The sequence below is a fragment of the Lawsonibacter celer genome (assembly GCF_014281125.1).
In the GTDB taxonomy this organism is placed as follows: Bacteria; Bacillota; Clostridia; order Oscillospirales; family Oscillospiraceae; genus Lawsonibacter_B; species Lawsonibacter_B celer.
Map to the genome: position 1 here is coordinate 73,776 of NZ_JACOEA010000004.1, position 14,129 is coordinate 87,904.

The 14,129-nt window shown below is 61.2% G+C and carries 14 protein-coding genes; all 14 read left to right on the forward strand.

Annotated elements, in window-relative coordinates:
• Window positions 1–98 precede the first annotated feature (98 nt).
• A complete protein-coding gene (locus H9Q75_RS08555) occupies window positions 99–497 on the forward strand; it encodes a GntR family transcriptional regulator (protein WP_186566125.1) in 399 nt (132 codons plus the stop codon).
• Window positions 494–1,276, forward strand: a complete 783-nt coding sequence (locus H9Q75_RS08560) for a hypothetical protein (RefSeq protein WP_186566127.1) — start codon at window positions 494–496, stop codon at window positions 1,274–1,276. The genes H9Q75_RS08555 and H9Q75_RS08560 overlap by 4 nt, the downstream gene beginning before the upstream one ends.
• The gene (locus tag H9Q75_RS08565; protein ID WP_186566128.1) at window positions 1,266–1,781 is read left to right on the forward strand and encodes a hypothetical protein; all 516 of its coding nucleotides are present in this window, start codon (window positions 1,266–1,268) and stop codon (window positions 1,779–1,781) included. Before H9Q75_RS08560 ends, H9Q75_RS08565 begins: the two co-directional genes overlap by 11 nt.
• Complete coding sequence (locus tag H9Q75_RS08570) at window positions 1,778–2,527, forward strand: ABC transporter ATP-binding protein (RefSeq protein ID WP_186566130.1); 750 nt, start codon at window positions 1,778–1,780, stop codon at window positions 2,525–2,527. The genes H9Q75_RS08565 and H9Q75_RS08570 overlap by 4 nt, the downstream gene beginning before the upstream one ends.
• Complete coding sequence (locus H9Q75_RS08575; RefSeq protein ID WP_186566132.1) at window positions 2,520–3,890, forward strand: hypothetical protein; 1,371 nt, start codon at window positions 2,520–2,522, stop codon at window positions 3,888–3,890. Before H9Q75_RS08570 ends, H9Q75_RS08575 begins: the two co-directional genes overlap by 8 nt.
• A 28-nt stretch (window positions 3,891–3,918) precedes the next feature.
• Entirely contained in the window at window positions 3,919–4,092 is a 174-nt protein-coding gene (locus H9Q75_RS08580) for a hypothetical protein (RefSeq protein WP_186566134.1), read from the forward strand.
• A gap of 282 nt (window positions 4,093–4,374) precedes the next feature.
• The gene (locus H9Q75_RS08585; RefSeq protein ID WP_186566136.1) at window positions 4,375–4,854 is read left to right on the forward strand and encodes an Lrp/AsnC family transcriptional regulator; all 480 of its coding nucleotides are present in this window, start codon (window positions 4,375–4,377) and stop codon (window positions 4,852–4,854) included.
• Window positions 4,851–6,038, forward strand: coding sequence for a pyridoxal phosphate-dependent aminotransferase (locus tag H9Q75_RS08590; RefSeq protein WP_186566333.1), 1,188 nt, complete (start codon window positions 4,851–4,853; stop codon window positions 6,036–6,038). The genes H9Q75_RS08585 and H9Q75_RS08590 overlap by 4 nt, the downstream gene beginning before the upstream one ends.
• Before the next feature lie 24 nt (window positions 6,039–6,062).
• A complete protein-coding gene (gene thrH / locus H9Q75_RS08595; protein ID WP_186566138.1) occupies window positions 6,063–6,689 on the forward strand; it encodes a bifunctional phosphoserine phosphatase/homoserine phosphotransferase ThrH in 627 nt (208 codons plus the stop codon).
• A complete protein-coding gene (locus H9Q75_RS08600; RefSeq protein ID WP_186566140.1) occupies window positions 6,686–7,966 on the forward strand; it encodes a DUF1015 domain-containing protein in 1,281 nt (426 codons plus the stop codon). The genes thrH and H9Q75_RS08600 overlap by 4 nt, the downstream gene beginning before the upstream one ends.
• 19 nt (window positions 7,967–7,985) lie before the next feature.
• Complete coding sequence (ispE, locus tag H9Q75_RS08605; protein ID WP_186566142.1) at window positions 7,986–8,861, forward strand: 4-(cytidine 5'-diphospho)-2-C-methyl-D-erythritol kinase; 876 nt, start codon at window positions 7,986–7,988, stop codon at window positions 8,859–8,861.
• A 71-nt stretch (window positions 8,862–8,932) separates the two neighbouring features.
• The gene (locus H9Q75_RS08610; protein WP_186566144.1) at window positions 8,933–9,574 is read left to right on the forward strand and encodes a stage II sporulation protein R; all 642 of its coding nucleotides are present in this window, start codon (window positions 8,933–8,935) and stop codon (window positions 9,572–9,574) included.
• 24 nt (window positions 9,575–9,598) lie between these two features.
• The gene (locus H9Q75_RS12875; protein ID WP_186566146.1) at window positions 9,599–9,982 is read left to right on the forward strand and encodes an S-layer homology domain-containing protein; all 384 of its coding nucleotides are present in this window, start codon (window positions 9,599–9,601) and stop codon (window positions 9,980–9,982) included.
• A 1,067-nt stretch (window positions 9,983–11,049) separates the two neighbouring features.
• The gene (locus tag H9Q75_RS12880) at window positions 11,050–14,034 is read left to right on the forward strand and encodes an S-layer homology domain-containing protein (RefSeq protein ID WP_341480927.1); all 2,985 of its coding nucleotides are present in this window, start codon (window positions 11,050–11,052) and stop codon (window positions 14,032–14,034) included.
• Window positions 14,035–14,129 lie beyond the last annotated feature (95 nt).

Below are 14,129 nucleotides of genomic sequence, written 5' to 3' on the forward strand. Positions count from 1 at the left end.
CCGGAGCGCTTGACAAGTGACTGTATTATTCATATAATACAGTTGTAAGTGTACTATATGAGTAATACGGTTTGCGTAGGAAGGAGGCGGCCGGAGCAATGATTTCATTTGAACACTTCCGCATGGAAGAGGGCGTGCCCATCTATCCGCAGATCATCGGGTATATTGAGCGGGGCGTGGTGGCGGGCGCCATCCGGAGTGGGGATGAGATGCCCTCCCGCCGGACGCTCTCGGCGCTGTTGGGGGTCAACCCCAATACGGTGCAGAAGGCTTACCGCATGCTGGAGGAGGAAGGGCTGATCACCTCCCACACCGGGGCCAAGAGCTATGTATCCGCGGACGCCGGCCTGGTGGAGCGTATCCGCGGCGAACTGGTGGAGGAGACCGTCCGGGGGGCGGCGGCCGCCCTGCGGCAGATGGGTGTGGACCGGGACGAGGCGGCGGCGCTGCTCCGGCGGCTCTGGGACGCGGGCAAAAAGGGGGAAGAGGCGAGATGAAGAGACATGGTTCCGTACTGATGCTGGCGGCCAGGGGCAGCCTGGGGAAGGCGCTTCTGGTCTGCGCGGCCACGGCGGCGGCGGAGCTGGGGCTGTTCTGGGCGGCTCTGGGCCGGGCGGCGGAGCGGGCCGCTGAGCTTGCGGCCTTGCCGCCGGAGGAGGCGGCCTACCGGCAGATGGAGAACGCCTGGAGCCTGGAGCAGGTATTTACAGACAGCCGCATCTCCTGGGTGTTCGCCCTGGGCCTGCTGGCCCTGTGCGCCATCCTCTGCCTGAACGGGGGCGGGCTCTCCGGCGGCCGCACGGGCTATACCCTGCGCCGGCTGCGGGTGCGGGAGCAGACCGTAGGTGTGTGGTTCGCGGTATACGGCGCGGCCGTGCTGGTGATCTACTGGGCCTTTCAGACCGGGTGGGCGCTGCTGCTGTGCCGACTGTACCTGTACCGGGCCGACCCGGCCCAGGTGAACGCCCAGACCGTATTTCTGGCCTTTTACCGGCAGGCGTATCTCCACAGCCTGCTCCCCCTGGCGGAGGCCAGCCGGTGGGTGCGCAACCTGGCCCTGTTTGCCGGGCTGGGGACGACCTGCGCCTGCTGTGCCGCCCAGCTGCGGCACGGGGGTAAGGGCGTGGCCGCGGCGGTGCTGGCTGTGATCGGGGCGCTTACCTTCAGCCGGGAGACGGGGGGCTTTGTCGGGGACGCCCTGACCATGTGCGCGGCGGCGGGCCTGTCCGCCTGGGCGATTTGGAATTTGCGGGAGGTGCGGCGGAATGAGGATTGATCTGGAGCGGTACGCGCCTGTGGGGGCCGACGGAGGGCGGGAGGCCCGGGGGATCCTGCTGGGGCTGGGTCTCAGCGCTGGGTTCGGGCTGCTGGCCTTTCTGCCCCGCTATTTTGACCGCCGCGCCGCCCTATACACCCGGCAGGGGGCGCAGATGGTGCTGCGGCCGGGGGCGGTCATGGAGGACTTTGCCCAGCTGCTGGACTGGATGCTCCTGGGGTTTGCCGTGACAGTGGTATGCATGGCCGCCCTGGCCGCATGGCATTACGCCAGCCATTTCCAGGGGAGCCGCAGCATCTACACCATGCGCCGCCTGCCCCAGCGGTGGGAGCTGGCCCGGCGGTGCCTGACCCTGCCCCTGCTGGGGGCGCTGGGATGCCTGATCGGGGCGGCGGCGCTGCTGCTGATCTGCTTTGCAGTCTACAACCTGGCCACACCGGAGCAATGCCTGACGCCCCACCAGTGGCAGAAGTTGTGGATGATTTGGATGGAGGGTGCCTTATGATTGCGTTAAAACAGGTAGAAAAGACATACGGCCAGGGCAAGACCGCCTTGGCGGGGGTGGACCTGAGCCTGCCCCGGGGGGAGATTGTGGGCCTGTTTGGAGAAAACGGCGCGGGCAAGACCACGCTGATGAAATGCATCCTGGGCTTTTTAAAGTATCGGGGAGAGATCACCCTGGACGGGGAGCCCATCACCCACCGGAACATCGCCCGCATCTCCTTCGCCACCGGGGAGCACTCCTTTTTCCCGGGCCTGACCGCCAAGGCCCACGGGGAGTTTTACCGGGAGCACTTTCCAACCTTCCGCCCCAAGCGCTACCGGGGGCTGATGGACTTTTTCCAGCTGCCGGAAAACAAGGCGGTAAAGAGCTTTTCCACGGGCCAGAAAAACCAGCTGGAGGTCATCCTGGCCATGAGCCAGGGGGCGGACTATATTCTGATGGACGAACCCTTTTCCGGCAACGACGTCTTTAACCGGGAGGATTTTTACAAGGTGCTGCTGGGGATTCTGGAGCCCCAGGAGACCGTGCTGCTGTCCACCCACCTGGTGGAGGAGGTGCAGAACTTCATCAGCCGGGCGGTGCTTCTGCACCAGGGCCGGGTGGCGGGCGACGTGACCACCCTGGAGCTGGAGGAGTCGGGCCGCAGCCTGATGGACTTTGTGAAGGAGACCTACCGCTACCAGGCCGACCGGGTGAGCCGCGCACTGGCCGACCTGACGGGAGAAGAGGAGGACGGCCATGCGTAGAAGTTTGATGGCAGTGCTGATGCTTTTGGCCCTGGGCGTGGGCGTGCTGTGCGGGGCCGCCGCGGGTCTGAGCGGCCGGGCGGAGGCGGTGGAGCTCACCGAGCGGGTGGAGGCCGGGGACCGGGCCGCCCTGGAGGGGCTGAAGCTGACCTGCTCCACCTATGCCGACAACCGCCTGCTCTGGACTACCGGCTGTACCTTTGAGGGGGAGCTGGAGACCCGGACCAGCTTTTCCTTTTTCCCCGACGGGCTGTCCTGGGAGCACGAACGGCCGGAGAGAGGCATCGCCATCGGCCTGATCAGCACCAGCTTTGGCGTGTCCGGCTCCGCAGGGCTGGAGCTGGTGGAGGAACAGCGCTATGAGTGGGATCTGTTCTGGGCCCCGGTGGTGGATGTGGCTGAACGCACTCCGGCCGGGGAGAAGCGCACGGAGCAGGTGTACGTGAGGGACTATTTCGCCTTTTATCCCCTGTCCGTGGATTGGGACGGACTCAATGGGAATCTGGAGGAGCGGGAGGCGTCCCAATTGCTGTCCAGTATTTTCCCCATCCCGGTGCCGGAGGACCACTGTGTGGAGGTCACCGTGGAGAAGGGGGAGGACGGCCAGGTCTATTCTGTGGATATGAATACGCTGACGGGAGGCGTGGACATCAATTACAGCAGCGTGCCCGTGGAGGGCGGGTGCTACTTCACGCTGAACGTATTTCCGTGTGAGGGGCAGGAGGCCCTGCCCCAGAGCTTTGACAGCGGCGTGTGGTATCTGCCCGATCCGGACAGCGAGTCGGGCAGCCTGCCGGAGCCGGAGCTGGTATTCCCCCTGGGGGACGCGGATGTGCGGGAGATGCAGCTGACCGGCGACGGAAGCCGGCTGCTGCTGGTGGTCCGGGAGGACAATGTGGACACCCTTCTGGTCGTCGACCGGGCCGCCATGACCCGGGTGCAGCGGCTCCCCCTCTTTGAGGTGGTGGACGATGGAGAGACCTACCGGGAATACAGCGGACTGACCGTTGGGGATGGGTGGCTCCTGGCCCAGGCCACGGACGGCAGCTTCCTCCTGCTGGACCAGACGGCGGGCGGAACGTATGAAACCCGTATTCAGGACAGCCTGCGCCCGGTGGAGGCCTGGGAGTACCTCCTCTGCCGCGACGAGAAGGTTCTGGCCTGGGACGGGGAGCGGCTGGCGGTGGCGGTCAACCAGGACTGGTATGACAAATGCGGCTTCTATCTGGCCGTGTACGACCGTACCGGGCTGCGCTATGCCGGGCGCTATGACCACAGCCAGGACGCGGGTCAGCCGGAGGAGTGGCGCCTGCGCTGCCGCCCGGCGGACGTGGTCGCCCTGACAATGGAATGGGCCGCGTAGATGAGTGAAAACAAAAGGAGGATACGCAATGTGTATTCCGGCGGTGATTGCAACCCTGGGCGCATGGTTTGCGGGGCTGTTTCTGGATGCTAACCTTGACTTCAATCCACCGGGCTTTCTGTGTCTGCGGGTGCTGTTCCCACTGATCGTGATGGGCCTGTTTATCCTGCAGGGCAGCCGTAGGAAAAATGGCGGACAGTAGCACCGGGAGCGTGCAGGCGGAGAAAATGCCTGCACGCTCTGTTTTATGGATGGAATGGGAGCGGCCCCTCTCTTCCTCTCGTTCCGGGATAAAAATTGAAAAATGGACAAAGAAAATCCCCCGCTCTGCGGGGGATTTTGTGCAAGCCGGGCGAGTTTTAACTGTGCTCTTGTAATCCGCTGGCATTTCGTTTATAATAAGTGAAAATCAGGCTTTCGACCGTGGACATTTTTACGCCAGACACGGACAAAATAAGGTAAAACGGAATGGGAGGAGATCCATATGACAAAGCTGCTCCAACTATTGGAGGATGACTGCACGCTCACCCCGGATCAGCTGGCATCCATGGCGGATATGCCGGTGGAAGAGGTCAAGGCGGCCATCCGGAAGTACGAGGACGAGAAGGTCATTCTGGGCTATAAGGCCATTGTGGACTGGGACCGCACCGAGCGGGAGGCAGTCACCGCGCTGATCGAGGTGAAGGTGACCCCCCAGCGGGGCGAGGGCTTCGACCGGGTGGCCGAGCGGATCTACCAGTATGACGAGGTGGAGAGCGTGTACCTGATGAGCGGGGCGTTTGACCTGACCGTCATTATCTCGGGCCGCACCCTGAAAGAGGTGGCCCAGTTTGTGGGGGAGCGGCTGGCTCCGCTGGAGGACGTCACCGGCACGGCCACCCATTTTATCCTCCACAAATATAAGGAAAAGCACCTGATCTTTGAAAAGCGGGAAGAGCAGGAGAGGGAGTGGATCTTCACATGAACTACGACGAGATACTCTGCCAGCGGATCCGGGACGTGAGGCCCTCCGGAATCCGCCGGTTCTTTGACATTCTGGAGGAGATGAAGGATGCCATCTCCCTAGGCATCGGCGAGCCCGACTTTATTACCCCCTGGCATATCCGGGACGCGGGCATCTACTCCCTGGAGAAGGGGTACACCAAGTACACCGCAAACGCGGGCATGAGTGAGCTGCGCCGGGAGATCGCCTCCTACCTCAACCGCCGCTTTGACCTGCAGTACGACTTTGCCAAGCAGATCGTGGTCACGGTGGGCGGCAGCGAGGGCATTGATCTGGCCATGCGCTGCCTGCTCAATCCCGGGGACGAGGTCATTGTGCCCGTGCCCTCCTTCGTGTGCTACGGCCCCCTGGCCTCCATGGCCGGCGGCACGCCAGTGTATCTGGAGCTGAAGGCGGCCAACGAGTTCCGCCTCACCCCGGAGGAGCTTAAAAGCGTCATCACCCCCCGCACCAAGGTTCTGGTGCTGCCCTTCCCCTGCAATCCCACCGGCGGCACCATGGACCGGACAGATCTGGAGGCCATCGCCGAAGTGCTGCGGGAGACCAATATTATGGTGGTCTCCGACGAGATCTATGCCGAGCTGACCTATGGGCGCAAGCATGTCTCCATCGCCAATATCCCCGGTATGTATGAGCGCACTATCGTGGTCAACGGCTTCTCCAAGTCCCACGCCATGACTGGCTGGCGCATGGGCTATGTCTGCGGCCCCCAGGAGGTCATCGCTCAGATGCTCAAGCTGCACCAGTTCGGCATCATGTCCGCCCCAACGGTGAGCCAGTACGCCGCCGTGGAGGCCATGCGCAACGGGGACGCGGATATTGAGAAGATGCGCGACGAGTACGACGGCCGCCGCCGCTACCTGGTGGAGGGCCTGCGGCGGATCGGCCTGCCCTGCTTTGAGCCCAAGGGCGCGTTCTATGTGTTCCCGGATATCCGGGGCACCGGCCTGAGCTCCGACGAGTTCTGCGAGCGCTTTTTGATGGAGGAGAAGGTGGCTGTGATCTCCGGCTCCGCCTTCGGCGCGGGCGGCGAGGGCTTTGTGCGCTGCTGCTACGCCACCAGCATGAAGGATCTTTCCGAGGCGCTCACCCGCCTGGACAATTTCCTGACCAATCTAAAGAAAAAGCAGGCCAGGGAGAGCTGACCTGCCTATAAGGGGGAGAAACGGATGTACATTATCTGCCTGGACATGGAGGGCGTGCTGGTCCCCGAAATCTGGATCGCCTTTGCCGAGGCCAGCGGCATTCCCGAGCTCAAGCGCACCACCCGGGACGAGCCGGACTACAACAAGCTGATGCAGTACCGCCTGGATATCCTCAGGGAACACGGCCTGGGTCTGAAGGAGATTCAGGAGACGATTGCAACCATTGACCCGCTCCCGGGGGCCAAGGAGTTTTTGGACGAGCTGCGCGCCGAGACCCAGGTGATTATCCTCAGCGATACCTTTGAGCAGTTCGCCAAGCCCCTGATGAAGAAGCTGGGCTGGCCCACCATTTTCTGCAACACCCTGGAGGTGGCGCCCGACGGAGCCATCACCGGCTTCCGGATGCGCTGCCCCCAGTCCAAGCTGACCACGGTAAAGGCGCTGCAGTCCGCCGGCTTCCAGACCATTGCCAGCGGGGACAGCTACAACGACCTGGGGATGATCCAGGCCAGCAAGGCGGGTTTTCTGTTCAAGAGCACGGACAAGATCAAGGCGGATTATCCTGACATCCCCGCCTATGAGGAATTCGGCGATCTGCTGGCCGCCATCCGGCGCGCCATGGAGGGATCGGGAGCGGGGGAAGCGGAATGACGCACCAATTTGACGGCCTGCCCTTTGGGCCGGCGGATATTCTGCTGCCCCAGAACTGCGATCTGACGCGCTGGTCCGTGGTGGCCTGCGATCAGTATACCTCCCAGCCGGAGTACTGGCAGCGGGTGGAGGAATTCGTGGGCGCGGCGCCCTCCACCCTGCGGCTCATCCTGCCCGAGAGCTGCCTGGACGGCCCCAATGTGGACACCGACATCGTGGAGGTCAACAATACCATGACCCGCTACCTGCGGGAGGACCGCTTCCGCACCCTGACGGACAGCCTGATCTATGTGGAGCGCCGGCTGGACAATGGAAAGGTGCGCCGGGGCCTGATCGGCAAGATCGACCTGGAGCAGTACGACTATGAGCCCGGCTCCCCCGCCTATATCCGGGCCACCGAGGGCACGGTGCTCTCCCGTATTCCGCCCCGGGTGGCGGTGCGGAAAAACGCCCCGCTGGAACTGCCCCACGTGATGCTGCTGGCGGACGACCGGTCGCGCACGGTGATTGAGCCGCTGTCTGAGGAAAAATCGGAGATGGAGCCCCTCTACGATTTTGCGCTGATGGAGCACGGCGGACACATTGCCGGCTGGCGGGTGACGGAGGGGCAGGCGGGCCGGATCGCCCGCGCCCTGCGGGCCCTGGCCGACCCGGCCGGGTTCCGCGCCCGCTATGGCATGGGGGACGAGAGCGTGCTGCTCTTTGCCGCCGGGGACGGAAACCACTCCCTGGCCACGGCCAAAGAGTGCTACGAGCGGCAGAAGCGGCTGACTCCTCGGTCGCAGTGGGAGAAGCTGCCCGCCCGGTATGCCCTGGTGGAGCTGGTCAACCTCCACGACGAGGCGCTGGAGTTTGAGCCCATTCACCGGGTGGTGTTCGACGTGGAGCCCAAGGCCCTGCTGGGCGCCCTGTTGGAGCGGTTCCCTGGCGCCCATGAGGGCGAGGGGGCGGGCCACATGCTTCGGTATATTCACGCCGACGGCACGGGCGCGGTGACGGTGCCCCAGCCCGACCATCAGCTGGAGGTGGGCACCCTGCAGGCTTTCCTGGACGGGTATGTGCGGGAGCATGGGGGGCGCATTGATTACATCCACGGTGCGGACGTGGTGGGCGAGTTGGCCCGCCGTCCCGGGAACATCGGCTTTCTGCTGCCCTCCATGGGCAAGGAGCGGCTGTTCCCCACCGTGATCCATGACGGGGTGCTGCCCCGCAAGACGTTCTCCATGGGGGAGGCCCAGGACAAGCGCTTCTACCTGGAGGCGCGCCGGATCCGTTAAAGACGAGGAGGGGGCCGTTGTGCCGGTGCTGGAAATCAAGGCGCGCGCCAAGCTGAATCTCACCCTGGATGTGCTGGGCCGGCGCCCGGACGGGTTTCACGACCTGCGCATGGTGATGCAGAGCGTGGAGCTGTGCGATACCATCCGGCTGGAGACGGGCACGGGCAGGCCCCTGCGCATGACCTCCAATTTGGGCTTCCTGCCCTGCAATGAAAAGAATCTGGCCGCCGCCGCGGCCCTGCGCCTGATGGAGGCTGTTGGGGCGGACTGCGGCGGGCTGGCCATTGACCTGAAAAAGCGGGTGCCTGTGTGCGCCGGCATGGCGGGCGGCAGCGCGGACGCCGCCGCCGTGCTGCGGGGACTCAACGCCCTGCTGGGGCTGGGGCTGAGCCGGGAGCGGCTGGAAGAGATCGGCGCGCAGGTGGGCTCCGACGTGCCCTACTGCGTCCGGGGGGGCACCGTCCTGGCCGAGGGCCGGGGGGAGCGCCTGACCGATCTGCCCTGTCTGCCGGAGTGTCATGCGGTGCTGTGCAAGCCCGGTTTTTCCATCTCCACGCCGGAGCTGTTCGGCCGCATTGACGCGGTGCGTCTGCGCTGCAGGCCGGACACCGCCGGCCTGCTCTCCGCCCTGCGGGCGGGGGATCTGTCCGGCGTGGCCCGCCGGATGTACAATGTGTTTGAGAATGTGCTACCCCCCCGCCGGGGGGCGGAGGTGACGGCCATCAAGCGGGTGCTGATTCAGCACGGGGCGCTGGGTGCATCCATGAGCGGCACCGGGCCCACAGTGTTCGGCCTGTTCGACAGCAGAGAGGCGGCGCAGCGCGCCTATGCTGAGCTGCGGGAGAACCATCGGGAGAGCTTCCTGACCGAAATTGCCGGGCCGGAGCAGCTGTAAAATTTGGTATAGCGCGGGGAAAAACCGTCCAAACTGTAAGTACAGTACTTACGATTTGGACGGTGATTTTTATGAGGAAAACGAACAAGACGGCCGCGCTGCGGCGCTGGGAGCTGGCGCTTCTGCTGGGGCTGGCGTTCGCGGCCCTGATCGGCGTATGGCTGGACGGACAGCAGGCCGCCCTGGCGGATCAGGTCATTCGCCTGCACGTGATTGCCAACTCAGACTCTGAGGCCGACCAGGCCCTGAAGCTGCAGGTGCGGGACCAGGTGCTCGCCGCGGCCGAGGAGCTCTTCCCAGGGGATTGTACATTGGAAGAGGCCCGCTCCCTCCTGGCGGACAGTCTGGAAAAACTGGCCGCCGCCGGAGCGGAGACCGTGGGGGAGGCGGGGTATGCCTACCCAGTGACTGCCTCTCTGGAGGATGGCGTGTGGTTTCCCACAAAGGAGTACACAGACTTTGCCCTGCCTGCCGGGAACTATACCGCGCTGCGGGTGGTCATCGGCGAGGGGGCAGGGCGCAACTGGTGGTGCGTGGTGTTCCCGCCCCTCTGCCTGGGCTCTGTCACTGAGAGCACGGAGGAGACCGCGCTCAGCGGCGGCTTCGACGGGGAGCAGGTGCGCCTCATTACCGGCGAGGATGAGGGCTATGTGGTCAAATTCAAGGCCATTGAGCTGTGGGAGCAGTTTTGCCAATGGGCGGGGGAGACGTAAGGAGATAAAAAGGGCAAGCCGGCGGTGAGTGCGTCCGCGTTTGAGGACGTGTCCGCGCAGGCGTGGTACGCCGATGCGGTGGCGTGGGCCTCGGCCAACCAGGTGGTAGGCGGCTACGGCAACGGCAAATTTGGCCCCGAGGACTCCATCACGCGGGAGCAGATGGCGGCGATTCTGTACCGCTACGCCAAGATGAAGGGCTATGACACGACGCAGGGCGGCATGGCGGTCCGGGAGTTTACGGATTACGAGCAGATCTCCGACTGGGCGGGCGAGGCCATGGCCTGGGCGGTGAACGCCAAGGTGCTCTCCGGCAAGGGCAACCACACGCTGGACCCGAAGGGGACCGCGTCCCGCGCCGAGGTGGCGCAGGTTTTGATGAACTTTGGCGAGAACGTGAGCAAGTAAGGCTCTGAGCAAGTCCATGCATACAAAAGGCTCCCCCGTTTCGGGGGAGCCTTTTTGCTGTGGAGACGGGGAGAAATATAATGGGGCGAAAAAAGGATTATGAAATTGTGCAGAAGAGGTTGAAGTAATATGGTAACTGTGATAAAATTCCAAATAGAGATACTGGCCGTATAAGGGAGAGATGACCCTCCCAATTCCGGGTCTGTGTCCCCGGAATTAGATTCTAACTAAAATACAGAAAAGGAGCGAGAAAGATGAAAAAAAGATTGCTGGCAATTTTAATGACTCTTTGTATGATAATTACATTATTGCCTGTAACGGCTTTGGCGGATGGGGACATTGTTGAGATGTCCATAAACGGAGGAGCAGCAAAGCGGTATGCCGCCAGTGAGGTAGAGGGTTTTTTCAGTGATTTGCAAGCGGCCACAACAGCAGATGTAAAGATGCTAAGCAGTTTTGCAATCGGCGAGCGTCATATTCCTATTAAGGAAGGACAGACGGTTAGTCTGGATTTTAATGGGTGTACGCTGTCTAAGGCAGACAACAGTACCTATGCTCCGATTGAAAATTATGGAACAATGACTTTGCTGGATACCAGTGAGGCGAAGAACGGCGGGATTGCTGGTGAAAATCGCTGTGTGAACAATTATGGCACTATGACGATTGATGGTGGGAAATACTCTACCAGCAATACGCTTGGTGGCACGGCAATTCAAAACAAAGCAGAAACAGCTATCATGACGATAAATGATTGTGTTGTAACGGCGGGGGTTTTTGCGTTCTACAATGCAGGGACAGCGACCATTAACGGCGGAAAATTTGAGAACTACGGTTCTTGTAGCTCATGTAACCCTAACGGATGGGCTTATACAGCGAAATCTGTCGGAACACTATATGTAAATGGCGGAGAGATTCACGGGGTCCAGGGGGCGTTGGGGATTTCTGCTGGCTATGCTGAGATTAGAGGCGGTACTTTTTATGCCCACGCCTGTGAATTGCACGGCCACCAGGGCGAAGGAAGCAACAATGCTTTTTACGGCCTATATGTCGCCGGCGAAGAAGATGAAGTGAAATGTGTTGTTTATGATGGTAACATTATTTCCGAAGGCAAGTATGCTGCCGCTTTGATTGGCAATGACAATACGAACGGAGACGGCGGGATAAACGCAGACGCCACTTCCGAGATTAAGGGTGGAACTTTTACGGCTACGCTGGCTTCCACCCCCGCGCTGAAGGGCGCCCCTAATACTGGAAATCCCATCATTACTGGCGGAACCTTCTCCAGTGATGTGTCTGAGTATGTTGCAGATACCGCCAGCATTGGGAAGGACAGCAACTCTGGGAAGTGGGTTGTTTCCTCGCTGACCGCCGAAACCGGTGTGGCTGAAACAGGCGGGAACTACTACAGCACCTTGGCTGCCGCCGTTGCCGCTGCGGGGGAGGGCGAGACGGTAACCTTGCTGAAGGATGTCACTCTGACGGAAGATGTCAATTTTACGCATAGCGTGAAATTGGTGATGAACGGGTATGACATCTCGATTCCCAGCACTTTAACAAAAACCCTTTGGGTATGTAATGGGGTGACCCTCACAATTGAAGGCGACGACACCTCTGTCATTACAGGCTCCATCGGGTTCCCCGCCAATGTTGCCAGCGGACATCTGATTTTGAATGGCGGCACCTATACCGCCAACCTCAGCAATGATGCCATGATCTATGTCAATGGTACCATTCAAGGGGGAAACCGCGTCATGATTGACATCTCTGACGCAACCCTCAACAGCACCGACGATACCTTCTACCTTGCCGGCAACAGTATTACTTCCGTTACAGACAGTACCATTAACGGATATACCGGCATCTATATGAAAGCCGGTACTGTAAATCTGGAAAATACTATCATCAATGCCGTTGGCGCCTATGCGGAACCCGTCCCCAACGGAAACGGGGCCAGCAGTACTGGCGACGGCATTATCATGGATTCCAAGCAAGGTTATAACGGAAATATGATCCTAAACCTCGGCCAGGGTGTAAAAATTACCAGTAAGAATGCCTACGCGGTTCGCGAAGCCCTAACCGACCTGTCTGAATCTTCCACTGTGAGTGTCTCTATCACAGACGGCGCTTATGCAGGTGCAAGTGACAAAGCTGCTCTGGTTTTCTCAGGGGCCTTTAACACCGCTGTCGGCAGCGGGCAGGCCACTCGTTCCATCACCGGCGGGTATTTCACCAGCGATCCCAGTGCATATATCTCCGATACAGGCCTGGACGCCATTCCCGGTTCTTATGTGGTGGACGGCGTCACCTATAGCTATAAGGTTGGGGAAGCCCTGCCTGACAATGTTACCATTGCCGCGGGCGACACCGAGGTCAATAACCCGAACAATGTGGATACTGCAGTAGTGGAAAAGATTGCGGAAGCCACCGCGACCGGTACCTCCGATTCCGCCAATGAAGCGGCTGCCAGCCTGAACGAAAGCGACAAGGCCACGGCAGAGAAGTTCAATGCGGCAGCCGGTGAATTGGCCGAGGGAATCCCTACAGCTAGCGGTGAAGTCGCCACTGTCGTCGCCCCCCGGCTGGACATTACTGTGATGGGATACAATGCCGCAGAAAATACCCTGACACTGGACATCAAGGCGGTCTATGACATCAAGGCAACCACCGATGCTGGGAACATGGTCGAGCTAAATGATGACAAGAGCAACGCGACCTCTGTCAATACCGTGACCCTGGAAAAGAATGCCGGTACGCTTGATACCAGCGGGACCGAGGTGGAGATCACCATTCCTCTGCCCACCGACTTTGTCAACAGCACAAGCGACCCTGTCTTTATCACCCATGTGAAAGACAATGGCGTCAAATATGTGTACAAGGCCACAGTAGCCAGCGATGGGGCGAGCGGTTTCACGGCCACATTCACCAACCCCCATGGTTTCAGTTCCTTTACTCTGACTACTGAGACGGCAGCTTCCATTACGGATAATGGTGTGACCACTTACTATGATACCCTGCAGGAGGCTGTGGACGCGGTAGCGAATGGCCAGACTATTAAGTTGGAAAGGGATGTTACGGAAAGCCCTGTTGTTGCCAAGACCGTGAACTTCACACTGGATCTGAACAGCAAGAGCTTTACCGGCAGTATTACCGCCGGTGCCAATACCACTGCGGCCGCTGGTAATCCTGCGGCCAATACCGGCGGTGACTTCTCCTTCACCTATACCGCGCCTTCCGGCGGGGCGACCACATACAGCATTACAGTGGAGAAGGCGGAGCACGGTACAGTGACAAGCTCTCACAGGAACGCTTCCCGGGGCGTGACGGTGACGCTGACGGTCAAGGCCGACGAGGGCTATGAGCTGGACGGTCTGAGCGTGACGGACGCGAACGGCAGCGAGCTGAAGCTGACCGACAAGGGCAACGGCAAGTACACCTTCACCATGCCCGGGGCTAAGGTCACGGTGAAGGCGGCCTTCAAGGCGGCGGAGCATGTGTGCCCGGCGGAGAAATTCCCGGACGTGGACACCGGCGCCTGGTACCACGAGGCGGTGGACTATGTGCTGGAGAAGGGCATGATGCAGGGCAGCGGCAGCCGGTTTATGCCGGCGGAGAGCCTGTCCCGGGGCATGCTGGTGCAGGTGCTGTACAACCTGGAGGGCAAGCCGGCGGTGAGCGGGTCGGCGTTTGAGGACGTGTCCGCGCAGGCGTGGTACGCCGATGCGGTGGCGTGGGCCTCGGCCAACCAGGTGGTGGGCGGCTACGGCAACGGCAAATTCGGCCCCGAGGACTCCATCACCCGGGAGCAGATGGCGGCAATTCTGTACCGCTACGCCAAGGTGAAGGGCTATGACACGACGCAGGGCGGCATGGCGGTCCGGGAGTTTGCCGATTACGAGCAGATCTCCGACTGGGCGGGCGAGGCGATGGCCTGGGCGGTGAACGCCAAGGTGCTCTCCGGCAAGGGCAACCACACGCTGGACCCAAAGGGGACCGCGTCCCGCGCCGAGGTGGCGCAGGTTCTGATGAACTTTGGCGAGAACGTGAGCAAGTAAGGCTCTGAGCAAGTCCATGCATACAAAAAGGCTCCCCCGTTTCGGGGGAGCCTTTTTGCTGTGGAGACGGGGCGTTTAAAGTTGACCTGATCTGG